Below are 26250 nucleotides of genomic sequence, written 5' to 3'. Positions count from 1 at the left end.
AACGGTTTGTCACACCAACCGCTTGATCTGCTTGTGCCGCCACACCAGACGGTAATACGCCGTCTGCAACGCCAGCATCGCCAGGTACGTCACCGGAAACGCCATCCACACGCCCTCCAGACCAAAGTGGGCGTTGAGCAGATAGGCCATCGGCAGCTCCACGCACAGCACGCAGAAGATCGAGATCGCCACCGGCATCAACACCACGCCGCTGGCGCGCATGATCCCGCCGATCACCGCCTGGAAGCCGAACACCAGGATGCTCCACAGCATGATATGCAGCAGGTGTTCGGCGTTGACCCGCGCCGCATCGTCGGTGATGAACAGGCCCAGCAACCAGTGAGACAGCCCATAGCCCAGCACAATCAGGCCACCGGTGAGGCCGGTGTTGATCAACAGGCCGGTGCGCAGGATCGGCCCGATGCGCTCCAGACGGCCGGCGCCAATCGCCTGAGCGCCGAGGATCGACGCAGTGATGGCAATCGACAGCGCCGGAAACTGCACATAGTTGACGATCTGCGTCACCGCGCCATAAGCCGCTGTCGCCTGGGAGCCGTGACCGTTGACCAGCGCCAGGATGACCAGCTCCGACAGCGACAGCACCACCATCTGCAGGCCCGTGGGCAGGCCGATGCGCAGGACTTTGCCAAGGATCACGCGGTCCAGGCGCAAGGCCGCGAGCAGTTCGCGGTCCGGCGCCATTACATGACTTTTATGCCGCAGGCGCAGCACCAGGAACAGCATCGCCAGGGCGTTACCGACCAGGCCCGCATACACCGCGCTCTGGATGCCCAGGGGCGGCAGGCCGACCCACCCGCGAATCAGCGCCGGGGTCAGCAGCAGGCCGACCAGGGTCGAGACCATCAAGGCCAGCAAGGGTGAAATCGTGTCGCTGACACCGCGCAACAACTGGGTATAGAGGATGAACACCAGCAGCAGCGGCATGATCAGCATCATCATCTGCGCATAGCCCACGGCGTCATCGAGCACGTCAATCGGCGTCCCCAATGCCTGCAACGCCGGCCGCGCAAACAGGCCGCCCAACACCGCCGCGATCAACCCCACCAGCGCCCCCAGCGTCAGGGTGGCCCCGGTGATCGACTTGACCATCGCGGTTTCCTGGGCGCCCCACGCCTGGCCGATCAACACCGAGGCGCCCGCCCCCAGGCCGATCACCAGCGCGATAAAGAAGAACACGATGGGAAACATCCCCGACACCGCGGCCAACGCCTGGGTACCGAGCATTTGCCCGACGTAGATGCCGTTGAGGGTGCCGGAAAAGCTCTGCAGGAAGTTGGACAGCACCATCGGCGCCAGAAAGATCAGGTAGACCTGCCACAGCGGGCGTTGCAAGGGGCTTTGCATGAAAAACGGGGCCTCGGAGGACGAAAGCGTCCGAGGTTTATACCGTAACTGGATCCAATCTTCCCGTGCTTTATCACGGTATCGGTTCAACCACCAGCCGGGCGTTGCGCACGGTTCCCGTCAGGTGCCGAGGGTCGCCTTGCACGATGCATTCGGCCAGTGCCGGTTCCAGTTCGACCCGTAATCCATCCAGCCCCGGCAAACAGGTTGACGCTCAAGGGGCGTCGAAGGTTTGCGAGGGCCTGCGTAACGTGGGATCAAACGGATTGATCCTGGGCCCGATCGCCGCCGCCTCGCGTTTCAACAACTCCACCACCATCGGCAAGCGGCCGGGCCCCAACCGGTCGCTGATGGTCGCCACACTCAACGCCGCCACCGCGTGCCCGTCACGGTTGAGGATCGGCACCGCCAAGCCCGCCATGCCTTCCAGCACCCCGGTGTTGCGCGCCGCGTAGCCCAGGCGCCGCACGTTTTCCACCTCCGAGCGCAGCAGCACTTCGTCATACAGGTGGAAGTCCTTGAGCCGTGGCAGGTTGTAGCGGATCACCGTTTCGCGCTCCTGCTCCGGCAAAAACGCCAGGATCGCCAGGCTGCCCTGCCCCACGCCCAGGGCCACGCGCCCGCCGATGTCACCGGTGAACGTGCGAATAGGGTACGGGCCTTCGCTGCGGTCCAGGCAGATCGCATCGAAGCCGCTGCGCGCCAGCAGGAACAGCGAGTCGCCCAGTGAGGCGCTCAAGCGCAGCATGCTGGGGCGTACGAGGTCGCGCAGGTTGTCGGTCTTGCCCGCATTCGCCGCCAGGGCAAAGAACTCCAGGCTCAGGCGATAGCGCTTGCTGCGCGCATCCTGCTCGACCATGCCTTCGTCCATCAGGCTGCGCAGCAGACGGTGCGTGGTGGGTTGGGAAAGACCGACCTGCTGCGCAAGCTGAGTCACCCGTTCGCCGCCCTGCGGCACCTCACCCAGGGCACGCAGCAGCGCAAACAGCCGGGACACCCCGCCTGCACCGACCTCTTTGGTGCTCTCATTCCGCTCAGTGGAATCCATCTCTCTTTATCTCATTAATTATTCTATTGAATGAATAAAACAGAAATTAATCATCCATTCAGTGAAATTCCATCTTTCGCCCATCCTAGTCTTCGTCCTAATCTGCGTCCACAGGGGCGAATTGAACAACAACCGGCAGCCGACTTGAGATCGAGCGCCAACGCACCCGCAACACCCTTTTCGCATCTGCCCAAAACAAAAAAGCGCGTTTCGACGCGACTCAAAAAAGGTGGAACGCAGACATGGCATTTCTCCAACTCAACGCCTTGAGCAAACGCTACGGTGCCGTCGACGCGGTGGTCGCCACCGACCTTGCGGTGGAAAAAGGCGAGTTCGTTTCCCTGCTCGGCCCGTCGGGCTGCGGCAAGACCACCACCCTGCAAATGATCGCCGGCTTCGTCGACGTGAGCGGCGGGCAGATCCTGCTCGACGGTCGCGACATCACCCACGCCAAGCCCGCCAGCCGAGGCCTGGGCGTGGTGTTCCAAAGTTATGCGCTGTTCCCGCACATGAGTGTGCGCGACAACGTTGCCTTTGGCCTGAAGATGCGCAAAGTTCCGGCCGCCGATATCGCCAACAAGGTCAAGACCGTGCTCGAGCTGGTGCGGCTGGCTCCACACGCCGAGCGCTACCCTCGGGAACTGTCCGGCGGCCAACGCCAGCGCGTGGCCCTGGCCCGCGCCCTGGTGATCGAACCGCCCGTTTTGTTGCTCGATGAGCCGCTGTCCAACCTCGACGCCAACCTGCGCGAAGAAATGCAGTTCGAGATTCGCCGCATCCAGTGCGCCGTGGGCATCACCACGCTGATGGTTACCCACGACCAGGCGGAAGCGCTGTCCATCAGCGACCGCGTGGTGGTGATGCAGGCCGGGCGCGTGACCCAGATCGACGCCCCTTACAACCTGTATGAGCACCCGCGCACACGCTTCATCTCGGACTTCGTCGGCAAGGCCAACCTGCTGCCAGGCGATTACGATCAACTGGGCATCCCCCAAGTGCGCCACGAAAGCGGCGACGGCGATCTGACCCTGAGCCTGCGCCCGGAGAAAATTCAGTTGGTGCAGGCCGGCACCGGGCGCCTGCAGGGCCAGGTGCTCGGCCGCTATTTCTTCGGCAGCCAGTGGCTGTACCGCATCCACACGTCCTTGGGCGACATCACCGTGGTGCGCAGCAATGACGGCAGCGCGCCGCTGGGCAACGGTGCGTCGGTGGGCCTGGATTGGCAGGCGGACTTGCTGCGGGTATTGGCGGCCGATGAGGTGCGCCCATGAGTCGCGGCTACCTGCTGTCATTGCCGGCGCTGGTGCTGTTTGCCGGGCTGCTGATCCTGCCGCTGGGCCTGACGCTGGTGCTGTCGTTCAACGTGTTCGACTACCAAGTGGGCGTCAAAGCGGATGAATGGACGTTCGCCCACTACCTGTCTTTGTTCAGCGACGCGTACTTCTACGAGATCTTCTGGCGCACCTTCTGGATCAGCGCGCTGGTAACCTTGCTCTGTGTGGTGATCGGCGTGCCGGAGGCCTACATCCTCAGCCGCATGGGCACGCCGTGGCGTTCGGTGTTTCTGATTCTGATCCTCACGCCGCTGCTGATTTCGGTGGTGGTGCGCGCATTCGGCTGGAGCCTGCTGCTGGGCGCCGACGGGCTGATCAACCAAGTGATCCAGTTGCTCGGCGGGCGCCCGGTGAAGCTGCTGTACACGCCCTTCGCGGTGATCATCGCGCTGGTGCACGTGATGCTGCCGTTCATGATCATCCCCGTGTGGACCTCCCTGCAAAAACTCGACCCGTCGGCCGAACAGGCCGCGTTGTCGCTCGGCGCGAGCCAAGCCACGGTGATGCGCCAGATCGTGTTGCCCCAGGTGATGCCTGGTGTGCTCTCCGGCACGTTGATTGTGTTCGGGTTGGCCGCCAGTTCGTTCGCGATCCCCGGTCTGCTCGGCGGACGACGCCTGAAGATGGTCGCCACAGTGGTGTACGACCAGTACCTCTCGGAACTCAACTGGCCCATGGGCGCGACCATTGCGGTGGTGCTGCTGGCTGTGAATCTGCTGATCATGCTGAGCTGGAACCGCATGGTCGAACGCCGCTACAAAAAGTCCCTGGGGGTTTAAGCACATGTCCAGAAACGGTCCTTTGGCCCTCGGCTTTCATAGCCTGGTGGTGCTGTTCATGATGGCGCCGCTGGTGGTGGTGTGCCTGGTGGCCTTCACGCCGGAAAACACCTTGAGCCTGCCCACTTCGGGCTTCTCCCTGCGTTGGTTTCGCGCGGTGTTTGAACGCGCCGACTTTATCCAGGCGTTCTATAACAGCCTGATCCTGGCGTTCACCGCCGCAACCCTGGCGACATTGATCGCGGTGCCGGCGGCCTTGGCCATCAGCCGCTATCAGTTTCCGGGGCGCAACTTTTTCAGTGGGTTGTTCCTGTCGCCGATCATCATCCCGCACCTTGTGCTGGGCGTGGCGATGCTGCGGCTGTTTGCGCTGATGGGGGTCAATGGCAGCTTTACCTGGTTGATGCTCGCGCATGTGGTGATCATCACGCCGTATGTGCTGCGCCTGGTCCTGGCGGCGGCCATCGGGATTGACCGCAGTGCCGAGCAGGCCGCCGAATCCCTCGGCGCGGGCCGCTTTACCTTGTTTCGGCTGGTCACGCTGCCGATGATCCTGCCCGGTGTCGCCGGGGGCTGGCTGCTGGCGTTCATCAACAGTTTCGATGAAGTGACGCTGTCGATCTTCGTCAGCTCACCGGCCACGCAAACTCTGCCGGTGCGCATGTATGTGTACGCCACCGAATCCATCGACCCGATGATGGCGGCGGTGTCGGCGCTGGTGATTGCGCTGACCGCCGCGACCATGATCCTGCTCGACCGGGTCTATGGCCTGGACCGCGTGCTGGTGGGGAAACACTGATGGCCTTGTTTAAACGTTTGGCCGAGACCCGGCGTCCGGTTGTGGCCTTTACCCTCGACGGCCAACCCGCCACCGGCCTGCTCGGCGACACCCTGCTGACCGCCGTGCTGACCTGCGCCGAGCACCTGCGCGGCAGCGATTTCAGCGCCGAACGCCGTGCGGGTTTTTGCCTGATGGGCGCCTGCCAGGACTGCTGGGTACGCCTGGACGATGGGCGGCGAGTGCGCGCCTGTTCGACGCTGTTGGAAGAAGGCCAGGCGATCAGCCGCGATACGGGGCGCCAGGCATGAAGCCGATTGTGATTGTGGGCGCAGGCCCGGCCGGTATCAGCGCCGCGCGCACGCTGCTCGACCATGGCATTCGCCCCTGCCTGGTGGATGAAAACCTGCGCGGTGGCGGACAGATTTATCGACGTCAACCGCCCGGCTTCCAACGCACGGCCAAGCAGATCTACGGCTTTGATGCACGCAAGGCCCAAGCGGCGCACAACACGCTGGATACACTGGCGCCGTTGATCGACTACCGCCCCGACACCCTGGTATGGAACGCCGAAGACGACCGCCTGGACATGCTCAATAACGGCCGCGCCGAGAGCGTCGACTATGCCCAGATCATCGTCGCCACCGGCGCAACCGACCGGATTCTGCCGGTACCGGGCTGGACCTTGCCCGGCGTCTACAGCCTGGGCGCGGCGCAGATCGCCTTGAAATACCAGGGCTGTGCGATTGGTGAGCGCGTGGCGTTCTGTGGCAGTGGGCCGTTGCTGTACCTGGTGGCGTATCAGTACGCCAAGGCCGGGGCGCACGTGGTGGCAGTGCTCGACAGCGCACCCTTCAGCGCCCAATGCCGTGCGCTACCGGCCTTGCTTGGGCAACCGGCAACCTTGGCCAAAGGGATGTACTACCGCGCCTGGCTGACGGCCCATGGCATTCCCGTGCATCAGGGCGCGACGCTCGAACAGATCGACGGCGAGCAACGCGTCAGCGCCATTCGTTTTGGCCAGCGCACCCTGGAATGCGATGCGGTGGCCTTTGCCCACGCGCTGCGCAGCGAGACACAACTGGCGGACCTGCTCGGCTGTGGGTTTGCCTGGAGCGCCTTGAACCGCGCCTGGCTGCCGCAACGGGACAGTGCCGGGCGCAGCAGCGTCGCAGGCGTGTACCTGGCAGGCGACGGTGCCGGCATCATGGGCGCGGATGCCGCACACATGGCCGGCGAGCGTGCGGCACTGGCGTTGCTGGAAGACCGAGGGGTCGCCATTGAGCAACGCCGCGCGGCGCAGTTGGAGCAGCAACTGGCGAGCATCCAACGTTTTCGCCATGGCCTGGAAACCGCGTTCCCCTTCCCTGAACACTGGGCGGCGCAGGCACCGGATGCAGTGATTGTGTGCCGCTGCGAAGAGGTCAGCGCGGGCGACGTGCGCGCGGTGGTGGATGAAGGGCATTGGGAAATCAATCGGGTCAAAGCCCATTGCCGCGTGGGCATGGGCCGCTGCCAGGGCCGCATGTGCGGGCTGGCGGCCGCCGAGATCGTGGCTGAACGCAGTGGGCGCGGGGTTGAACAGGTCGGCCGGTTGCGCGGCCAGGCCCCGATCAAGCCGCTGCCGTTTGGTGTGCAGGTGCAGCCATGATCGACGTGATCGTACTGGGTGGCGGGATTGTCGGCGCGTCGGCCGCCTTGATGCTTACGCACAGAGGCCAGCGCGTCGCGTTGGTGGATCGGGACTTTTGCGGCTCGCACGCCAGTGGCGTGAACTACGGCGGCGTGCGACGCCAGGGGCGGCCGCTGCATCAATTGCCGTTGTCGCAACGGGCGCATCAGCTGTGGGCTGATCTGCCGGGGCTGATTGGGATCGATGGCGAATATGTGCGCTCCGGGCATTTGAAGCTGGCGCGCAGCCACGCCGACTTTGCCGCGCTGCAGGCCTACGCCGAGCACACCCGAGGCTTTGGCCTGGGCTTGCAACTGCTCGATCACGCCGAGTTGCGCGCGCGTTTCCCGTGGGTGGGGGACGTGGCGGTCGGCGCCTCGCTGTGCCCGCAGGACGGGCATGCCAACCCACGACTGGTCTCGCCCGCCTTTGCCCGCGCAGCGCGGCAACTCGGCGCGGCCGTGTTTGAGCAGGCCGAGGTGGTTGGAATTGAACACGACGGGCAGCTGTTCCAGGTGCACTGCGCCAACGGCCTGCAGCTGCAGGCGCCGTGGCTGCTCAACTGCGCCGGCGCCTGGGCCGGCCATGTCGCCGCGCAGTTTGGCGAACCGGTGCCGATGACCTCGGCGCACCCGGCGATGCTGGTCACCGAGCCGCTGCCGGTGGTGATGGACGTGAGCACCGGCGTTGAAGGCGGCGGCATTTATGCGCGCCAGGTGGCCCGGGGCAATTGCATCCTGGGCGGCGGTCGCGGCTTTGCGCTTGGGCCTTTGCAGGCCCGGCCGGGTCAGGCGGCGGTCCTGGAGATCCTGCGCAATGCCGGCGAACTTTATCCGTTTCTCAAAGGTGCCCAGGCCATTCGTACCTGGAGTGGCACCGAAGGTTATCTACCCGATCATGAACCGGTGATCGGTCCCAGCAGCACCACACCTGGCCTGCTCCACGGCTTCGGCTTTGCCGGTGCCGGGTTCCAGCTCGGCCCCGCCGTCGGTGAAGCCCTGGCAGAGATTGTCTGCACGGGCGCCAGCCGCCAACCCATCGAAGCGTTTTCCATCCGTCGTTTCCAAGCCTGAGAGGAAAAACATCCATGAACACACGTATTGCGCTGTCCTGCTTGTCCCTCGCCCTGCTCGCGTCTACCGCCCATGCCGCACCAACGCTGTACCTGGGCATGAACGGCGGCACCATGGAACGGGTCTACGCCGACAAAGTGCTGCCGGCGTTCGAAAAGGCCAATAACGTCAAGGTGGTGATCGTGCCCGGCACCTCGTCGGACATTCTCGCCAAGGTCCAGGCCAACAAAGACAACCCGCAGATGCATGTCATGTTCCTCGACGACGGCATCATGTACCGCGCCATCTCCATGGGCCTGTGCGATAAGCTCGCCGCCAGCACGCCCCTGGAGCAGATCCCGGCCAAAGCCAGGATCAAGGACCAAGCCGTGGCGGTGACCCTGGGCGTCACTGGCCTGGGGTATAACGCCAAGATGTTCAAGGAAAAAGGCTGGGCCGCGCCCACCTCATGGATGGACCTGGCCGACCCGCGCTTCAAGGACAAAGTGGTGTTCCAGTCCCTGGCCTCCTCCACCTTTGGTCTGCACGGTTTCCTGATGTTCAACCGCCTCCAGGGCGGCGATGAAACCAACGTGGAACCGGGCTTCAAGGCCTGGCCGAAAACCGTCGGCCCCAATGTGCTGGAATACATCGCCAGTTCGGCGAAGATCTCTGAGATGGTGCAGACCGACGAAGCCGCGATCTTCCCGCTGACGCCAACTCAAGTCGCCACCCAAAAGCTGTTGGGCGTGCCGATGGAATACGCGCAACCCAAAGAAGGCGCGGTGGTGCTTAACGTGGCCGAGTGCGTGATCGCCCGTAACGACCAGCCGGAACTGGCGCAAAAGCTCGCAGCCTTCCTGCTCACCGCAGAGGCCCAGGCGCCGGCATTGGAGGAAGGTGACCAGATCCCGTCCAACCCGACCACGCCCACCACCGACAAGACCCGCGCACGGGTTGAAGCGATGCAGGGTTACTTGCAAACGGCGATTTCGATTGATTGGGACCAGGTGAACCAGGCACGGCCGGAGTGGAATGCGCGGTGGAGCCGGTCGATTGAGCGGTAGGCTGGCCTGGCGGTCGCTCCCACGTCGTTGACGTGGGAGCTACGCCTACCTTGGCCTGCGCGCCCTGGTTTTGAGTTTATTGGAATATTTTTTATAGGTCGTTCTCACCGCATTGCGCTGAATGCGGATTTCAAACAACTTCTGCCTCATTTCTCGATGACGGTCAGTATTGAGCAGAAGTAACCCCAGGAGGGAAAACACTACCCCGAGAGAAAACGCTACGGTATGCGGGCCGGATTGAATCGTTGATATCACTAGCATCAGGCAGAAAGCGAAATAGCCCATTAACAAACTAGCTGCCCATGAACACTGGAAAGTAACGGATGAGAAAGCTAATAAGTGATTCATTCACTCTGCAATCTCCTCGTACAAACCAATTACCATCGTCGTTGCACTTCCAATATGACCATTTCGGTAACTTCCGGCCAAGTCCAGAATCCCTCCCAAAATATCTTTAACTGAGTCAACGTGGCACGACGAATTTGGTCGCAGCTGTAACGCTTCGGCAGTCCCCCCGCTCGCATACAAGCTGCGACTCCCTCGGTTCATTCTCCCACCGCCGCACAGAATCCAACCGCGCCATCGACCTCGGCATCTCCCGCAAGATCAGGCCTTGGGGAAACCGTCCTTCAATACGCTGGCAGCCATTCCTTTACTCCTGAATTCACAAGAGCGCAGAGCGTAAAGAATCAATATCCCATAACCATGTAGGAGATTTTCCTTTTTACTGACGGACACTTCCCGTTCTCGCTATGCCAGCAGGCCGCCAACTCAGGACAATATCAAACAAGTGGTGGAAATGAAGTTTCCGCCTGACCCACCGGATACACGACAGGCGCAGGGCTATGCAAAAATTGCCGGCAACAAAAACAAGGTCGTTGAGATGACATCCACCGAATGCGACTGCAGCCAAGAACATCAGCAGTCCAATGTGCCGGTGGAACAGCTCGGGTGGGCCGCAGCCATCGCTGGGAGTGTGATGTTTATCCTGACGCGTGGCCGCTCCCCTCGGCCAATGATCCCCGCTTACTGATTCGAAGGAGCACCCATGGAACCGGAATTCAATGTAGCCGAAGAACTTGCCAAGCAACCCCACCTGCTGGAAATACCCGGTCACCTGTTGATGAAGGGCGGGCCCCAGAGCTATATCGGCGCGGTACTCTGTCTGCGAGGAACACTGTATTTCAAGGAGGCCCATACACCCTTAGTGCGCGAAGCCTTATGCAAGTGCTTCGACGACTTCAAGCGTCTAGCCGAGCCCCATCTCACTTGGCTCTGGCGTGAGGAGCCTAGACAGGGTCAACCACTGTCAGCGTATGGTGAGACAAAGTCACTGCGTGAAATGCTGGGCGCAATGGATGAAGACGACTACCTCAGTTTCTACTACACCAGCGGCAAGCAATCCAACGACGCCAGCGCTTGGCTCTTCGATGTTTTTGGTATGCGGGGATGGCAGGCAAAGATGGGAGATGACCTAAGCGCTCTGGAGTTCTCAATACCGCTTCTGTACCAAGAGCAGAACCCACTCAGCTTCCTGCGCTTGTTTCTTGACTCAGCACGCCGACTGGCTCCAGAGCAGGGCTACGCCGGACATGCCTTCAATCTTTCCGTCACCAACCGGGATGGCAACGAGCCTACCGAAGCCTTTATGGCGGCGCGCATGCCTGGTTTGGACGTAGGAACAGCCGGTCTGCTGGTTAATATCCCCGAGTTCAAACCCACGAAAATCAAAACGGTCAGTTGGCTGACCTTGCTCGACCAAGCGCGCCTGGATCTTGTTGGCGGCCTGGTGGGGCTGCGTGCGCAGCTACCCTCAAGCCATTTTGCCTTCTATGACTACGGTAACGGCGTCGTGATTCAGGCCGGCGCATACCCGTACCTTGCCGGTGATGCCGATGATCCGAAGCCCGCCGCCTATGTATTACTGAACCATGTACTCAAGGGCATTCGCTACGAGACGGTGGGTTCATTGCACGGTGGCTCTCATGATGGCGAGTTGCGTCTGGTGGACTGGTCGGCTGACCAGTGGCTCAAGCGCTTGGATGTGGATGCAGACGACCTACCCGGCTGGCGTGCCAAGTTACTTCGCGACGAACCCTGCCTGGACGCTACAAACACTCTGCCAGGGCGCTTGTAGATATGGAGTGCATTGCTGAAATCAAGGCGTAATCGGCAGCGCACGCTTGTGCGCTGTCTTGCTGTATGCCGCCTCGACAATCGCCCGCACCCGCTCACTCACCGGCTCACCCATCAAGTACGCATCGATCTCTTCGTAAGAACAGCCATAGGCATGTTCATCCAACTTGCCCGGCGCCAGTTCTTCGAGATCGGCGGTGGGGTGTTTGTGCACCAGGTTTTCCGGGGCGCCAAGTGCGCTGGCCAGCAGGCGCACCTGGGTTTTGGTCAGGCCCGACAGCGGTGCCAGGTCGCAGGCGCCATCACCGAACTTGGTGAAAAACCCCATCAGTGCTTCGGCGCCGTGGTCGGTGCCGACCACCAGGCCGTTGTGCAGGTTGGCCACGGCGTACTGCGCGATCATGCGGGTGCGGGCCTTGACGTTGCCTTTGATGAAATCGAGCTGGGCAGCACTGGCCTCAGGGGCGGTCAGGCTCGCCATCAGGCCGTCGACGCCGGCGGCAATGTTGAGGGTATCGATGTGGTCCGGGACGATGTAGTCCAGCGAGGCCTGGGCATCGCGTTCGTCGGCCTGGGTTTTGTAAGGCAGGCGCATGGCGATAAAGCGCGCGGCGTAGCCTTCACTGCGCAGTTGCTCCGCCGCCAACTGGCACAGGCGGCCAGCGGTGAGGGAGTCGACGCCGCCGCTGATACCCAGCACCAGGGCCTGGCAGCGCGACTGACGCAGCGTGGTCTTGATGAAATCAATGCGTCGTTGGATTTCCCTGGCCTCACCGCCCTTCCCCAAGGTGCGGTCGATATTGAGTTCCTGAGCGATACGATCCTGCATGTCACACCTCCACGTTGCCGACGTTGAATACCTTGGCTGCATACTGCAAAAACGAGGCGTCTTCGCAGACGTTCTTGATCGGGTCATCGGAGAATTTCACCACCGGTTCGCCGTGTACCCGCACCAGTTTCATCACGATGCTCAGCGGCGCCACACCGTCCACATCGCACGCCAGACTGGTGCCCATGCCGAAGCCGAACCTGGCCTTGCCGCGCACGTGGCGCAGGATCGGCAGGCATTTTTCGAAGTTCAGGCCATCGGAGAACATAAGGTCTTTGGTCATGGGGTCGATACCGAGTTCCTTGTATTTGGCCAGCACCTTGTCGGCCCAGGCGATGGGGTCGCCGGAGTCCTGACGCAGCCCGTCGTAGAGCTTGGCGAAGTACAGGTCGAAATCCTTGAGGAAAAAGTCGGTGCTGATGGTGTCGGTCAAGGCCACACCCAGGCGCCCACGGTATTCACGCACCCAGTTTTCCAACCCGGCGTTCTGGCTCTCACGCAAGCGACCCAGTTGCTGGTGCACCATCATCCACTGGTGCGCCATGGTGCCGATCAGCGGCAGGTCGAATGCGTAGGCCAGGTGCGCGTTGCTGGTGCCGACGAATTGGCCGGGGAAGTCACGGCGCATGATGTCCACTACTTCGCGCTGGGCCTTGAACGAGAGGCGCCGGCGGGTGGAAAAATCGGAAACACGCAGGTCGGCGAGTTCATCGCGGCTGAGGTTTTTCTCCAGCCAGTCGAACTTCTGATAGAGCTTGCGGGTGACGTCTTCCAAGGTGACGTCGGGGTATTTGTCGCGGTTGCGCAACTCGCTCACCAGCGCCAGTACCGGCTGTTCGAACATGATGCAGTGCAGCATCGGACCGACCACGCGGATGTTCAACTGGCCGTCGACTTCGCTGACATGGATATAACGCAGGTTGAAGCGGAACAGGCCAAGGAAGCGCTCGTAGTCCGGGGTGAGGTATTCGCGAAAGCGCGGGTTGAACAGAAAGCGCAGCTCGCCTTCTCGCATTTGCAGGCCCGCGAGTTTTTCCAGCTCGTCGCGCAATTGCGGGATCAGGTGGCCGAGTTTTTCTTGGGAGCGGACGATGAAGTTGTATTCCACATCCACATTCGGGTGCTGGTGCAACACCGCCTGCATCATGGTGAAGGTGTAGTAGTCGGTGTCCAGCAAGCCCTGGATCACCGGGGATTCGTAGTCGTAGGCACTTTCCATGGTGGTTCTCCTTAACGCGTGGCCATCGTGGCCAGTTCTTCGCGGGTGCGGCTGATGCCGGCACCGGCCTTGAGCAACGCATTGACGGCCTCGACACCGCCCTCCTCGCTGATACCCCGGCATGCCGGCAGATGCAGGACCACTTCAAAACCGGCCTTGAGCAACTGCAAGGCGGTGGTCTTGACGCAGTAGTCCAGAGCCAGGCCGCCGACGAGTACACGGCTGACGCCCTGGGCCTTGAGGTACTCGATCACCCCGGTGGAGAGCTTGTCGTGCAGGTCGTGGTAGCAGGCACCGTAGGGGTGCAGGTCGGGTTCGACGCCTTTCCAGATGAAGTAGTCGTAGTCATAGGGCGTGGGCAGTTCGTCGAGCAACGTGAAGCCTTCGGTGCCCGGCACGCAGTGGGCGACCCAGGTGAGGTCGGCATGCTCCAGGCCGGTGGCTTTCAACATCTGGCTCGGCTGTGTGACCACCCAGGGGGCATGCGGGGTGTGTGCGTCTTTGCTGCCGACACGGTGGCCAGCCAGGCTGGCCATGTAGTTGAGTTCGGCGCCGATCTGGTCGCCACCGGCCACAGGCAACTCATCGGGGCACAGCGGTGTGAAGCTCTTTTGGGCATCGACATCGAATGAAGCAAGGGCAGATTTCGCAAGGGTCATGATGGTTCTCCTGTGGCCTGAACACAAAAGTACACGTCATGTACTTTCATAGCAAGAAACATTTATTTATATGTGCCCAAGCAAGTACATGACATCGCTGTTCGTTCCGTTAGACTGTGCCCCACCGCTGTTCAGAAGGACGTCATATGCCACTTAGCGCCTACCTCCACACCGTCGACCTGTGCGTGCTGTTTTACTGCCGCGCGTCGGGCGAACTGAAACTGCTGTTGAACAAACGCGAGGCCGAGCCCTTTGCCGGGCATTGGGCGTTGCCGGGCGTGGTGGTCAATGGCGGCGTGCAAGATCTGAGCCTCCAGGCTGCCGTAGAACGGTTGCGCGCCAGTGACAAAATCGGCCTGGACCTGGCCTGGAGCGAGCAGGTGGGTACGGTGGGTGATGCGTTTCGCGACCCGAGATGCTGGTCATCGTCCACGTTCTACCTGGCAATCGTGGCGGATGAGGTGCCATTGGGTGAGCATCAGGGCTGGTTTTCACTGAACGCCGTGGCGGAAGGCCGTTTCAAGCTGCCGTTCGATCACAACCTGATCGTGGCAGCGGTGCAGGAGCGGCTGGTGTCCAAATCGCTGTACAGCAGCTTGCCGCTGATGTTCCTGGGAGAGGAGTTCAGCGCGCCGCAAGCGACCACGATCTTTTCCCTGGTGCTGGCACGCCCCGTGTTGAAGACCAGTATTCGCCAGCGTTTGTTGAAGCTGACCGAGGCGGGTTATTTGCGCGAGACCGGCCGCAAGAAACACGGTGAAGGCGGCAGGCCCCAGGCCACGATGGAGAACCTGAAGCCTGGGGAAATCTATTTGTTTGATCGCAGCTTTGCCGAGTAGCCCCGATTTAACGAGCATCGGCAATCAAATGGCTGTGTGACGCTAGCTCATCCAATTGCCGCCATCGACGTTGTAGGTCTGGGCCACCACATAGTCAGCCTCTTTCGAAGCGAGGAAGATCGCCATTCCGGTGAGGTCTTCAGCCGTACCCATCCGCCCAAACGGCACCTCGGCCCCTACCCGCTTCTTCTTCTCACCGGGCGCCAAGCCTTCATGCCGGGCAAACAATGCATCCACGCCGTCCCAATGCTCACCATCCACCACACCGGGGGCGATGGCGTTGACGTTGATGCCCTGCTTGATCAGGTTGAGCCCCGCCGATTGGGTGAGGCTGATCACCGCCGCCTTGGTCGCACAATACACCGCCACCAACGCCTCGCCGCGCCGCCCTGCCTGGCTTGCCATGTTGATGATCTTGCCGCCGCGGCCCTGGAGGACCATCTGCCGGGCCGCAGCCTGCAGCGTGAACAACGTGCCGGCGACGTTGATCGAGAACAGCCGGTCATAGCTGTCGCGGGTGATGTCGACGATGGGTGCCAGGTCGAACAGCGCCGCGTTGTTGATCAGGATATCCAGCTTGCCCGCGTGGGCCACCACGGCGGCAATCGCCGCGTCGATGGAAGCCTGATCGCTGACGTCCATCGCCACCGCATAGGCCTGGGGCCCCAGTTCGGTGGCCGTCGCCTGGGCGCGTTGCAGGTCGATGTCGGCGATGGCAACGGTCGCGCCTTCCTGGATATACGCCTGGGCAAACGCGCGGCCGATCCCGCGCGCCGATCCAGTGATCAGCGCGCTTTTACCTTCGAGTCGTTTCATGGTGTGGGGGTCCGTCAAGGTTACTTGGGATAGCCGGCGCGTTTCATCTCGCGCTCGGTGGTGGACTGCGCCTGTTCAAGGGCCTGATCAACCGTCATGCCACCGGTGAGCGCCGCCGAAAACAGCTTGCCGACCGAGGTGCCGATGGCCTGGAACTCGGGAATCGTCACGTACTGGATGCCCACGTACGGCACCGGCTTGACCGAAGGGTGTGCCGGGTCGGCGTGTTTCATCATCTCCAGGGTGACCTGAGCAAACGGTGCCGCCTTGAGGTAGGCGTCGTTGTAGGTGGACTGGCGTGTGCCCGGCGGTACGTTAGTGATGCCTTCTTTGTCGGCGACCAGTTGGATGTAGTCCTTGGACGTGGCCCAGATAATGAAGGCCTTGGCGGCGTCCTTATGTTTAGAAGTGGCCGGGATAGCCAGGGACCAGGCATAGAGCCAGGAAGAGCCTTTGTCCGTCACCTCGGTGGGCGCCGCGGCAAAACCGACGCTGTCGGCGACCTTGCTCTGGCGGGTGTCGGTGGTGAAGGAGCCGGCGACACTGGCGTCGACCCAGATCGCGCACTTGCCGCTGTTGAACAGGGCCAGGGTTTCGTTGAAGCCGTTACTGGAGACGCCCGGCGGGCCGTACTGCTGGAGGGTGTTGACGTAGAAGTTGGCGGCGGCCTTCCACTCGGGGCTCGTCAGTTGGGCTTTCCAGTGTTCATCGAACCAACGCGCGCCAAACGCATTGGCCATGGTGCTCAGCAATGCAATGTTTTCGCCCCAGCCGGCCTTGCCGCGCAAGCACATGCCGTATTGGCCTTTGTCCTTGGCCGTGAGCCTGGCGGCGAACTCACCGAGCTGGGTCCAGGTAGGATGCGCGGGCATGCTCAGGCCAGCTTGTTTGAACAGGTCGGTGCGGTAGTAAGTGACGGTGCTTTCGCCGTAGAACGGCAAGGCATACAGGGTGCCATTGACTGACAGGCCCTGACGCACCGAAGGGAAGATATCCTCGGCGTCATAATCGGCCGGCAGTTGGTTCAGCGGTTCCAGCCACTGTTTGGCGCCCCACAGCGGGGTTTCGTAGGTGCCGATGGTCAGCACATCGAACTGCCCGCCCTGGGTGGCGATATCGGTGGTGAGGCGTTGGCGCAGCACGTTTTCTTCGAGCACCACCCAATTGAGTTTGATGTCCGGGTGCTGCTGCTCGAACACCTTGGACAGGCGCTGCATGCGGATCATGTCACTGTTGTTGACCGTGGCAATGGTCACCGTATCAGCCGCATGACTGGGCATGGCCAGAGCCAGACCGGACAGCAGGAACAGTGCTTTAGGGAACGTTGACATGGCGGTTTCCACCTGTTGTTTTTGTTGTTGAACGCCGATTACAGCAGCTTGGACAGGCCCTCACAAACGAATGGCGGATGCCCGAGTGGTACTTTTTTAACCCTGCTGCCAGGATCAAAAAAGTACCAGCATCGAACAAAATCCGGGGTAGCGCCTGAAGGGCCGGGGCGCGTATTTTTAAGGCAATCCGATAAAAAACAGGCCGCACCATGCCCGTGAGCCGCGCCCAGCTGTTTGAACACCGCCCTGCCGAACGCGAAGTGATCCTGCCCGAGCCGGACCACTGCTTCCGCTGGTTCGAACATGACTACCCCTACGACCTGGCGCGCTGGAACCACCACCCCGAATTCGAAATCCATCTGATCCGCCAAGGCAGCGGCAAGTTGGTCGCGGGCGACTATATCGGTGCGTTCGGTGCCGGCCATGTCGCGCTGATAGGCCCGGACCTGCCCCACGACTGGATCGGCGAACTGGCCCCCGGTGAACACCTGAGCGGACGCGATGTGGTGCTGCAATTCGACGGCGCGGCCCTCCTCGCCCTGCGCGAGACGTTGCCCGAGTTGGGCGATGTGCAACCATTGTTCGAACAGGCCCGGCGCGGCCTGGAGTTTACAGGCGACACCGCGATACGGGCGGCCCAACACATGGAGGCCATCGGCCATGCCCACGGCCTGCAGCGGCTGATCCTGTTCCTGCAGTTGCTGGACACCCTGAAAAACGCCCCGCCGCCCCAGGTAAAAACCCTGGCCAGCGCCTGTTATGCGCCAACCCTGGACGCGCGCAGCGCCGAGCGCATCAACAAAGCCTTCGACTACTTGATGCGCGAACTCACCGGTGACGTACGCCTGTCGGTGATCGCCCAACAGTTGGAGATGAGCGAACCGGGCTTCTCGCGGTTCTTCAAGCGCAACACCGGCCACGGCTTTATCGACCTGATGCGCAAGTTCCGCGTGCAGCGCGCCTGCCGGCTGTTGCTGCAAAGTGACCGGTCGGTGGCGGACATTTGCTTTGAGGTGGGTTACGCCAATCTGTCCAACTTCAACCGGCACTTTCGCATCGAGATGAACCAGACCCCGAGTGACTACCGCCGCGAAAGCGCGATGCATCTGTACAACCGCATCGAAAAAATGCCACCCAGTCATTTTTGACCGAAAGGTCGACTAATTCGGCTTTTTCCCAGGCCATTCAAGCCATTGAGAGAAGTTGGTACAGCCTGTGCAAACGTTTGCGGTACGAACTTGAGCATCAAGTTCACCACGGCCCGCAGCAGCGGGTTCAAACCGCGTACGAATAGGGACTTTCCATGCACCCCACCTCAAGGCCTCGTCCTCTCTTTGCTGTTTGCGTGCTACTGGCCGCCGTTACGGGAGTACTCAGCGCACCCATTTTGGCGCAGGACCTGCCCGTCAATGACTCAGCTCAGGGCGAAACCCTCAGCGCTGAAACACAAAGCCCGAACAAAGGCGCCTACCTCTCCGAATGGTTCAACCAGGACCTGACCCTGATCGGCAGCAAGGACATCAGCTTCGGCCCCAAACCATCCGACGACATCTACCTGGAATACGAGTACTTCGGCCGCAAGGGGCCTTTCGAGTTGTACGGCTATATTGATGTGCCAAAGGTCCTCGGCATCGGCAACAGCAATGACAAAGGCGTATGGGACCATGGCTCGCCGGTGTTCATGGAGCATGAGCCGCGTATTTCGATCGACTACCTCGCCGGACGCAGCCTGGCCATCGGGCCGTTCAAGGAGTGGTACGTGGCGTTCGACTGGATCTACGACCACGGCAGCAACAAGGAAAACCGCGCCAACACCCTCTACAGCGGCCTGGGCACGGACATCGACACCCACTCGCGGGTTAACCTTTCAGCCAATTTCTACGGACGTTACCAGTGGGAAAACTACGGCGCCAGCAATGAATACTCCTGGGACGGCTACCGCGCGCAGATGAAGTACATCGTGCCCATCGGCACCTTCGACAACGGCGCCTCGCTGACCTACATCGGCTTCACTAACCACGATTTCGGATCGAACCTGCACCATGACAACCCGGCACGCACCGCCAATTCCACGGTGGCCACCAACGTGCTGCTGTATGCCTTCACCCACCTGCGCTTTACCCTGGTCGGCCGTTACTTCCATAACGGCGGCAACTGGGAGGATGGCAGCGAGTTGAACTTCGGCGAAGGCAATTTCCGCGCACGCTCCGACGGCTGGGGTTACTACGCCGGCGTGGGCTACCAATTCTGATCAAGGAGCATGAGATGAACACCTTTACCCGTCTGTCGATGGCCGCTGGCCTGAGCTTGCTGCCGCACCTGGTGCTGGCTGACGCCCCGGCACCGATCAAACCCAAGGTGATGCTGATCACCATGTTCGCCCCCGAGGCGCAAACCTGGATCGAGCGCCTGCAACTCACGCAGGAAGTTCGTGTGCCGGGCCTGTCCGCCGAATACCCGGTGATCCGCTGCAATACTCAGGACGTGTGCCTGCTGGTCACCGGCATGGGCCAGACCAACGCCGCAGCATCCACTCTGGCCCTGGCCTTGTCGCCCAGGTTCGACCTGCGCCACAGCTACTTCCTGATTGCCGGGATCGCCGGCATCAACCCCAAGCACGGCACGATCGGCACCGCTGCCTGGGCCCATTACCTGGTGGAATTCGGCACTCAGTGGGAGCTGGATTCACGGGATGCGCCCAAAGACTGGCCGACCGGCTATATCGGCATCAACACCAAGGGTCCCAACGAAAAACCACCGCTGGACTACAAGACCGAAGTGTTCGAGCTGAACCCCAAGCTGCAAGCCAAGGCGTTTGCCCTGTCGCACAAGGTCGAACTGACGGAAAGCAAGGAGTCCAGCGCCTGGCGCAAGCACTACCCCGCCGCGCCGGCCAACCAGCCGCCGCAGGTCACGCGCTGCGACACGCTGGCGGGCAATACCTGGTTCTCCGGCACGCGCCTGAGTGAACGCGCCGAAGTCTGGACCAAGTTGCTGACCGACAATAAAGGCGAGTACTGCACCACCCAACAGGAAGACAACTCCACCTATGAGGCTCTGCTGCGCGCCAGCCGTGAAGGGTTGGTGGATATCCAGCGCCTGGCCGTGGTGCGTGCCGGTTCCGATTTCGACCGGCCTTACCCCGGCTACAGCGAGGTGGACAACCTGCTCAAATACGCGGATCAGGGCGGCTTCGTACCGGCCCTGGAAAACCTGTACCGCACGGGCAATCCGTTGGTACAGGCGATCCTCAACAACTGGTCGGCCTGGGAAAAGGGCGTTCCCGAGGTATAACCGCGCAATCAAGGCAGCCGGAGATTGTGTCCGCGCTGCCTCGACTCACGTCCCTGGCAGCCCCAACGGCCAGCGGGGGGGACGCCCAGGCCCGTGGCGTGCGCATCGATCAAGGGAAAGGCGGTCGTGAAAATGATGACCGCTCGACCATCCGAGTGAATTTTTACCAGCACCGGGGATCACTTGCTTACACCACCAAGGTTAACGGGCCAATGAATAACGCAAAATTGTTTGTCATCGACTACACCCTGCATGGCGATGCCAAGTCATTCATCATCCGCCTGGATAAGCTTGATGCAGCAGAGGCCTGGCATTGGGCAAGTTGTGACGCCGGCGTGGGACGTATCGGACGTTTCTCCCGCGAGAAAGTGAAAAAGACCAGCCAGGCTCAAGCCGAGAAGTTCGGCATCCATAACGTGCAATGGCGCCGCTCGGACGCGCGCGCCCAGGCCTGATCAAGCAAGGAGTATGAATCATGACGTTACCCGAACAGATCCATGGCAAAGCGCGGATCGATTACACCCAGGACACGCTGCTTGGCCCCTTGTCCAAGCATGCGGAGTGTCAGGTAAGCCTGCAAAAAACACCTGGATGGCTGGTGGTGAAGGTGTTCCAGCCGTTGCCGGAAGACCTGCAGGATGCCCAGACGGTAGTGTTCGCGCTGCAGGGGCGGCGTACCAGTGGTGTGGTCAAAGACCGCCAGCGTCTGGCCGACCACAGCTTGCAGCTGGAGCTGGAAACCCAATGAATCGCGCCAGGGGCCGGCGCTACCGGCCGCCTGGCAACAGCGTCAGCCGTGAGCCGATTTAGCGCACTCACAGCCTGTCGGCGCGGCACAAGGCTCACCGTGGGCATGATGTTCCGCACACCCCTGGCAGCAATAGCCCTTCCCATCTTTCATGATCGCATCGACCCCCAGTACGCATTTGCAGTGGGGGCAAGCACACGTTTGATCCGGCATGTTCAGACTCCTTCTTCATGGTCGTCCCGGTGCGGCGAACGCCGGCACCTTAAGCAATGACTGCACGCCCGCGCCGTTCGTTCAAACCATCAGTCGGTGCGCGTGTTGCTGCGATACATGAACACCAGGGCCAGGGCCAGACACACCATCGCCACGATCCGACTGCCTGACAGCTCAATCGCCGGGTTGCCCAGCCAGCCGAAGTTATCGATCAACATCCCCATGGCCAACTGCCCCGTGATCACCGCAACGGTCGCCACTGCCGCGCCAACCACCGGCACCGCACCGACCATCACCATCATGTACACCACACCGAACAGCGCACCGGTCAGCTGCCATTTGGGCACTTCCAGCAAGCTCACGGCCTGGACGGGCTCGAAGAAAAAAATCAACAGAGCCGTCACAACGGCGCCGACCCCAAAGGTCACCAGACTGCTGCGCAGCACGCCCACCGTCTGGCCCAGACGCCCGTTGATGGCTGCCTGCACGCTCAACACCGCGCCCGCTGCCACCACCACGACCAATAACAGAATCAGATTCATCGCCTTATCCTCGTGCAATCAAAACAAGTGCCGCCACAATCAACGCCAGGGCAATCCAGCGCTCGCCATTGACGCGCTTGCGCGCGGTGCCGAACCAGCCGAAATGGTCGATCAATACGCTCTTGCCCACCTGTCCCGAGAGGATCGCGATCATGGTCATGGCGATACCGATATGGGGGGTGGCCAGGGTCAGTACCACCACGTAGATCGGCCCCAGAAAACCACCGATCAACTGCCAGCGCGGCAGCTCGGTGAGTGCCGGGCCCTTTTGCGGGCCGCTGAACAGCAGCAGCAACCCCAGAATTGCCGAGCCCACGCCAAAAATGCTCAGGGTCGCCCATAAATGCCCCACCTGCTCGCCCAGCGGCCCGAGCAAACCGGCTTCCACCGACAAGCCCATGCCGGCCAGGATCACCAGCGGCAAGAGCAGCAGCCGCAACAGGTTAATTTTCGGCTTGGCCGGTGCCACGCCTTCGATAGATCTGGATTGCATACATCACCTGCGTTGAACGCTGTTTTGAATGGCGCGCATTATCCGATGGCTGTGCTGTGCGATAAATGGGAGCATACGGATAACACCTTTGCGTAAAACGCACCGCACGGAGCCCCGATGCACGGTTTGAATGAATTGAGTTTCAAGGCCCTGCGCCTGTTCGTCGCAGTGCTCGACCACGGCAGTTTTTCTGAAGTGGCGCGGCGCGAAGGCCTGGCGCCCTCCTCCATCTCGCGCCAGATCCAACTGATGGAACAGGCCCTCAGCCAGCAGTTGCTCTATCGCCACACACGCGCGGTGAGCCCCACCGAAGCCGGTCGCCTGCTGGGCGGGCATGCCCGCTTGATGCTCGAACAGTTGGAAGCCGCCAGCCAGGCCTTGCAGGAACAGGACAGCGAACCCAGCGGCGTGGTGCGCATCAATGCACCGATGGTGTTCGGCCAGCGGCATCTCTCGCCTTGGCTGGGCGAGCTATGCCGGCGTTACCCGAAGCTGCAACTGGATATCCAGCAAACCGACACCTACGTCGACCCGCTACAGGACGGCACCGATTTGCTGTTTCGCATCGGCGTGCTCAACGACTCCAGCATGCAGGCCCGCATCTTCGCCCCGCAGCGCTTTCGTATCGCCGCCAGCCCGGCGTACCTGGCAGAGCACGGCACGCCCACGCACCCCGACGAACTCAAACATCATCAATGCCTGGCCTACAAAGGTGTCACCGGCCAGCAACGCTGGTTCTTTCGCCGCGATCAGGGCGACTGGACGTCCTACAGCGTCAAAGGCCCGGTCACCGGCAACCATGCCGACACCCTCACCCACGCCGCCGAACAGGGCCTGGGGCTGGTGGTGTTTCCGTCCTGGCTGATCGGTGAAAGCCTGCGCGCCGGCACCTTGCAGGCAGTGCTGACGGAATACGACGTGGCGACCACCCTGGAACCTCAACAGATTGCGGCACTGTGGCCGGGCAGCCGGCGCCTGTCGCTGAAGGTCAGGACGGTGATCGATTACTTTGTAGAGTGTTTTGGAGCGGTGCCGTATTGGGACCGGTAAGGAATGTACAGAAGGGTTGAGAGAGGCCCGTGCTGATTTCCGGGCCCCTGCACCTCAAAACAGCCACTGAGCGATCAACCACGCGTTCGCGCCACTGATCACGGCGAACAGAAACCACGCCAGCACCCGCGTCGGCAGCCGGTTGACGAACGGCCCCATCAGTTGCTTGTCGCCGGTCATGCGGATCAGCGGGTACAGCGCGAACGGCAGCTGCAGGCTCAGCACCACCTGGCTCAGAATCAGCAACTTGCCGATCGCATCGTCGCCCATCACCCACACACCGACAAATGCCGGGATCAGCGCCAGCCCACGGGTGATCAAACGGCGTTGCCAGCAGGGAATGCGCAGGTTCAAGTAACCTTCCATGATCACCTGCCCGGCGATGGTGCCGGTAAACGTCGAGCTTTGCCCGGACGCCAGCAAGGCAATACCAAACAGGATGCTGGCGAACGCACCGCCGACCAACGGGTCGAGCAGGTGGTAGGCGTCCTGGATTTCCACCACGTCGGTATGCCCGGTCTTATGGAAGGCAGCGGCGGCGAGTACCAGGATGGCACCATTGACCAACAACGCCAGGGCCAGGGAGCCGATGGTGTCGATACGCGCCAGCTTGACCGCGTCCTGCTTGCTGGCCAGGTCCTTGCCGATCAGGCGGGTCTGCACGATCGAGCTATGCAGGTAGAGATTATGGGGCATCACCGTCGCCCCTAGGATGCCGATGGCCAGGTACAGCGGTGCGGCATCGCTGATGGCCGACAGGGACGGCGCAAAGCCGCTGAACACGTCCGGCCAATAAGGCTTGATCAGCGCCAGCTCGATAAAGAAACACACACCGATGGTCGCCACCAACGCCAGCATGATCGCTTCCAGGCGACGAAATCCACGGTTTTGCAGGGCCAACACCAACAACGTATCGAACGCGGTAATCACAATGCCGGTGGTCAGCGAGACGCCCAGCAGCAAGTGAAACGCCAGGGCGCAGCCGAGCACTTCGGCAAGGTCGGTGGCGATGATCGAGATTTCCGCCAACACCCACTGGGTGCGTGAGGAGCGTTTGCTGTAGCGCTCGCGGCACAGTTGCGCCAGGTCCTTGCCGGTGGCGATGCCCAGTCGCGAGCACAGACACTGCACCGCCATGCCCGCCAGGCTGGCGAGTAACACCACAAACAATAAGCTGTAGCCATAACGCGAACCCGCCTCGATGGCGGTGGCCCAATTGCCGGGGTCCATGTAACCGATAGAGACCAGCAAGCCAGGGCCGGCAAACATCAGGACGCGCTTGAAGAACGACGCCTTGGGATCAACGGCGACGGAACCGGCCACTTCCGGCGGGCAGAACGGGGCGGTAGCGATTTTTGGCAGGCTGAATTTCACGCGGTATCCCAGGCAAACACACTAGACAGGCGCGCAGCTTATCAGTCGGATGCAACCGTGCGCATCACCGTATCCCGCGGCAGGTCGAACGCTTCCACCACCTGCACCACCAGGTCCATCTCCTGGTTCAGCGCCTCACGCTCCATGCGCTGGCGAATCACACCGATCACCAGCACGGCGAGGGTGGTGATCGAATAGGCCGGCCCCGAAAATGCCCGCACCCCGCTCACCAGCAGCATCGCCGCCGCCAACGCCTGCCCCACCACCGGAATTGCAGTGGCCGCCCCCCGACGCAGGATAAACCCGGTCAGCCCCGCCAATGCCGTACCGCTCAAGGCAGTGGTGGCCGAACGGCCAAGGTCGATGCGATTGAACAAGCCCTGCTCTTTTTGCGCGGCGGCCTTGAGTTCGGCATCGAATACTTGCCGGTCAGCGTTGCTGAGTTTGTCCTTGTACTGCTCGATCAGTTTTTCTGCGACCTGGGCTTCAATGTCCGCCAGCACCACGCTCTCAAGCGGGTCGTCAAACTTGATCCCCAGGCGCTGCGCCACGTCTTCGGTGATCTGGCGGTAACTCACACCATGACCACGGGCCAGGTTCATAAAGGTATCGCCACCCATGCGCTGCAACTCGATGGCCAGCTTGAGCGGCTCACGCACCGTGGTGTCAATCGATGCACTGCGCTTTTGCGCCATCAACTCGGCGAGGAATTTCAACTCCTCAGGCCGCGCCTGCACCAAGGCCGGGAACAACTCGGTGTCTTCTTCGGCAAAGCGCACCTCGGCACTGCGCTGGTCGGAGCGAATCATGCCGCGTCGTTCGTGCAGCAGGTCGGTGTACTGCACCACTGTTTGTAACTGCGGCCAGTAGGCGGCGTGGTCGAAGGTGGCCAAATGCACATTGGTCACCTTCGCCTTCAGCGCCGGCGTCACGGGGATCGCATAACGCCCGATGCAACGCTCGGTGTCCGGCTTCAGGGCCAAGGCCCAATCCTTGCTGGAGTGGCAGTTGATCAGCCGTCCCTTGAGTGGCGCAGACACCTCATCCCAGGGGCTCGATGTGCAGATCGCGCCGCCCATCAGCAGCAAGTTGTCCAAAGGCAGCTCACGCGCGGTTTCAGGACTGGCCAGCAGGCTCTTGACCAGAATCCGCGCGCCCAGGGAATGCCCGATCAAATTGATACGCCGCACTGGCAGCGCCTGGCCATGCAGGTAGCCGGCCAGTTCCGGCAGCAGGCTCTTGGCCACCTCATCCACTCGCGCCTCGACGCTTTTATAGTGGTCCAGGAAATACGCAATCGCCTTGCCCACGCCCACGGTGGCAGCCCCCACACTGCCGCCGCCGAGCATCGCGCCAATCACTTCCTTGAAAGGTGCAAACAGGTTTTCCAGAAAGTGCCCCGCCGGCCAGAACAGCATCAGATTGGTCGAGCCCTCAATGCGCGCCAACTGCTGCTGGAAATTGCCCAGTTGTTGCCGGTTAAAGAACGCTGAATAACCGTGAACATAGAGATTGAGCACATCCCCCTGGGGCTCGCCGCACAGTACGAACGTGGGCTTGCGGGTGCGGTGCATTTCATCCCACTGGTGTTGCATGGGGCAGTGACTCCTGG

At 61.6% G+C, this 26250-nt stretch carries 28 protein-coding genes; 16 read left to right on the top strand and 12 right to left on the bottom strand.

All coding sequences use genetic code 11. The features are described from left to right. Positions 1–9: 9 nt before the first annotated feature. On the bottom strand, positions 10–1365 hold the full coding sequence (locus KZX66_RS23400; protein WP_248083614.1) for an MATE family efflux transporter: 1356 nt from the start codon (positions 1363–1365) through the stop codon (positions 10–12). A gap of 214 nt (positions 1366–1579) precedes the next feature. After that, a complete protein-coding gene (locus KZX66_RS23395) occupies positions 1580–2413 on the bottom strand; it encodes an IclR family transcriptional regulator (RefSeq protein WP_248083613.1) in 834 nt (277 codons plus the stop codon). Between the two features lie 242 nt (positions 2414–2655). Between KZX66_RS23395 and KZX66_RS23390 the strand changes: the two genes are divergently transcribed. From KZX66_RS23390 to KZX66_RS23350, 9 genes are all read left to right on the top strand, one after another. After that, complete coding sequence (locus KZX66_RS23390; RefSeq protein WP_248083612.1) at positions 2656–3684, top strand: ABC transporter ATP-binding protein; 1029 nt, start codon at positions 2656–2658, stop codon at positions 3682–3684. Further along, the gene (locus tag KZX66_RS23385; protein WP_248083611.1) at positions 3681–4526 is read left to right on the top strand and encodes an ABC transporter permease; all 846 of its coding nucleotides are present in this window, start codon (positions 3681–3683) and stop codon (positions 4524–4526) included. Before KZX66_RS23390 ends, KZX66_RS23385 begins: the two co-directional genes overlap by 4 nt. A gap of 4 nt (positions 4527–4530) precedes the next feature. After that, on the top strand, positions 4531–5325 hold the full coding sequence (locus KZX66_RS23380; RefSeq protein ID WP_248083610.1) for an ABC transporter permease: 795 nt from the start codon (positions 4531–4533) through the stop codon (positions 5323–5325). Next, entirely contained in the window at positions 5325–5615 is a 291-nt protein-coding gene (locus KZX66_RS23375) for a (2Fe-2S)-binding protein (protein ID WP_248083609.1), read from the top strand. Before KZX66_RS23380 ends, KZX66_RS23375 begins: the two co-directional genes overlap by 1 nt. Continuing rightward, the gene (locus tag KZX66_RS23370; protein WP_248083608.1) at positions 5612–6955 is read left to right on the top strand and encodes an FAD-dependent oxidoreductase; all 1344 of its coding nucleotides are present in this window, start codon (positions 5612–5614) and stop codon (positions 6953–6955) included. The genes KZX66_RS23375 and KZX66_RS23370 overlap by 4 nt, the downstream gene beginning before the upstream one ends. After that, positions 6952–8049 (top strand): FAD-dependent oxidoreductase, encoded by a 1098-nt coding sequence (locus KZX66_RS23365; RefSeq protein WP_248083607.1) that lies wholly within the window; start codon positions 6952–6954, stop codon positions 8047–8049. The genes KZX66_RS23370 and KZX66_RS23365 overlap by 4 nt, the downstream gene beginning before the upstream one ends. 14 nt (positions 8050–8063) lie before the next feature. Continuing rightward, positions 8064–9095, top strand: a complete 1032-nt coding sequence (locus KZX66_RS23360; RefSeq protein ID WP_248083606.1) for an ABC transporter substrate-binding protein — start codon at positions 8064–8066, stop codon at positions 9093–9095. Between the two features lie 799 nt (positions 9096–9894). Next, entirely contained in the window at positions 9895–10128 is a 234-nt protein-coding gene (locus KZX66_RS23355; RefSeq protein ID WP_248083605.1) for a hypothetical protein, read from the top strand. 15 nt (positions 10129–10143) lie between these two features. Next, a complete protein-coding gene (locus KZX66_RS23350; protein ID WP_248083604.1) occupies positions 10144–11232 on the top strand; it encodes a DUF3396 domain-containing protein in 1089 nt (362 codons plus the stop codon). 21 nt (positions 11233–11253) lie between these two features. On the opposite strand, the gene nadE is transcribed toward KZX66_RS23350, so the two are convergent. The 3 genes from nadE to KZX66_RS23335 are packed head-to-tail and all read right to left on the bottom strand — an operon-like array spanning position 11254 to position 13938. Then, complete coding sequence (nadE, locus tag KZX66_RS23345) at positions 11254–12060, bottom strand: ammonia-dependent NAD(+) synthetase (RefSeq protein ID WP_248083603.1); 807 nt, start codon at positions 12058–12060, stop codon at positions 11254–11256. A 1-nt stretch (position 12061) separates the two neighbouring features. Further along, positions 12062–13279 (bottom strand): nicotinate phosphoribosyltransferase, encoded by a 1218-nt coding sequence (gene pncB / locus KZX66_RS23340; RefSeq protein ID WP_248083602.1) that lies wholly within the window; start codon positions 13277–13279, stop codon positions 12062–12064. A gap of 11 nt (positions 13280–13290) precedes the next feature. Then, a complete protein-coding gene (locus tag KZX66_RS23335; protein WP_248083601.1) occupies positions 13291–13938 on the bottom strand; it encodes a nicotinamidase in 648 nt (215 codons plus the stop codon). 146 nt (positions 13939–14084) lie between these two features. Between KZX66_RS23335 and KZX66_RS23330 the strand changes: the two genes are divergently transcribed. After that, positions 14085–14777, top strand: a complete 693-nt coding sequence (locus KZX66_RS23330) for an NUDIX hydrolase (protein WP_248083600.1) — start codon at positions 14085–14087, stop codon at positions 14775–14777. Between the two features lie 42 nt (positions 14778–14819). On the opposite strand, the gene KZX66_RS23325 is transcribed toward KZX66_RS23330, so the two are convergent. Next, positions 14820–15593: an L-iditol 2-dehydrogenase gene (locus KZX66_RS23325; RefSeq protein WP_248083599.1), complete on the bottom strand. Its 774-nt coding sequence runs from the start codon at positions 15591–15593 to the stop codon at positions 14820–14822. A gap of 20 nt (positions 15594–15613) precedes the next feature. After that, positions 15614–16924 carry a sugar ABC transporter substrate-binding protein gene (locus KZX66_RS23320; protein ID WP_248083598.1) on the bottom strand — a complete coding sequence of 437 codons (1311 nt, stop codon included), beginning with the start codon at positions 16922–16924 and terminating at the stop codon, positions 15614–15616. 209 nt (positions 16925–17133) lie between these two features. Between KZX66_RS23320 and KZX66_RS23315 the strand changes: the two genes are divergently transcribed. The 5 genes from KZX66_RS23315 to KZX66_RS23295 all read left to right on the top strand — a co-directional run bounded on the left by KZX66_RS23315 (position 17134) and on the right by KZX66_RS23295 (position 20966). Further along, entirely contained in the window at positions 17134–18072 is a 939-nt protein-coding gene (locus KZX66_RS23315) for an AraC family transcriptional regulator (protein ID WP_248083597.1), read from the top strand. Between the two features lie 155 nt (positions 18073–18227). Continuing rightward, positions 18228–19175 (top strand): nucleoside-specific channel-forming protein Tsx, encoded by a 948-nt coding sequence (locus KZX66_RS23310; RefSeq protein WP_248083596.1) that lies wholly within the window; start codon positions 18228–18230, stop codon positions 19173–19175. Positions 19176–19189: 14 nt separating this feature from the next. Further along, entirely contained in the window at positions 19190–20218 is a 1029-nt protein-coding gene (locus KZX66_RS23305; protein ID WP_248083595.1) for a purine nucleoside permease, read from the top strand. Positions 20219–20430: 212 nt separating this feature from the next. Continuing rightward, positions 20431–20673, top strand: coding sequence for a DUF6555 family protein (locus KZX66_RS23300; RefSeq protein WP_248083625.1), 243 nt, complete (start codon positions 20431–20433; stop codon positions 20671–20673). A 20-nt stretch (positions 20674–20693) separates the two neighbouring features. Then, positions 20694–20966 carry a hypothetical protein gene (locus KZX66_RS23295; protein ID WP_248083594.1) on the top strand — a complete coding sequence of 91 codons (273 nt, stop codon included), beginning with the start codon at positions 20694–20696 and terminating at the stop codon, positions 20964–20966. Positions 20967–21008: 42 nt separating this feature from the next. Here the strand turns inward: KZX66_RS23295 and KZX66_RS23290 are convergent, their stop codons facing one another. The 3 genes from KZX66_RS23290 to KZX66_RS23280 form a co-directional block, all read right to left on the bottom strand. Then, on the bottom strand, positions 21009–21179 hold the full coding sequence (locus KZX66_RS23290; RefSeq protein WP_248083593.1) for a metallothionein: 171 nt from the start codon (positions 21177–21179) through the stop codon (positions 21009–21011). 89 nt (positions 21180–21268) lie between these two features. Next, on the bottom strand, positions 21269–21721 hold the full coding sequence (locus tag KZX66_RS23285) for a DMT family transporter (protein WP_248083592.1): 453 nt from the start codon (positions 21719–21721) through the stop codon (positions 21269–21271). Positions 21722–21725: 4 nt separating this feature from the next. Beyond that, positions 21726–22214, bottom strand: a complete 489-nt coding sequence (locus KZX66_RS23280) for a DMT family transporter (protein ID WP_248083591.1) — start codon at positions 22212–22214, stop codon at positions 21726–21728. A gap of 117 nt (positions 22215–22331) precedes the next feature. Between KZX66_RS23280 and KZX66_RS23275 the strand changes: the two genes are divergently transcribed. Then, a complete protein-coding gene (locus KZX66_RS23275) occupies positions 22332–23264 on the top strand; it encodes a LysR family transcriptional regulator (RefSeq protein WP_248083590.1) in 933 nt (310 codons plus the stop codon). 54 nt (positions 23265–23318) lie between these two features. Here the strand turns inward: KZX66_RS23275 and KZX66_RS23270 are convergent, their stop codons facing one another. After that, a complete protein-coding gene (locus KZX66_RS23270; RefSeq protein ID WP_248083589.1) occupies positions 23319–24638 on the bottom strand; it encodes an Nramp family divalent metal transporter in 1320 nt (439 codons plus the stop codon). 41 nt (positions 24639–24679) lie between these two features. After that, a complete protein-coding gene (locus tag KZX66_RS23265; protein ID WP_248083588.1) occupies positions 24680–26233 on the bottom strand; it encodes a DUF726 domain-containing protein in 1554 nt (517 codons plus the stop codon). Positions 26234–26250: the final 17 nt, after the last annotated feature.

The organism is Pseudomonas sp. EYE_354 (assembly GCF_023148575.1).
Classification (GTDB): domain Bacteria; phylum Pseudomonadota; class Gammaproteobacteria; order Pseudomonadales; family Pseudomonadaceae; genus Aquipseudomonas.
The sequence above is the reverse complement of the archived record's forward strand: the minus strand, read 5'-3'. Positions and strand labels throughout refer to the sequence as shown.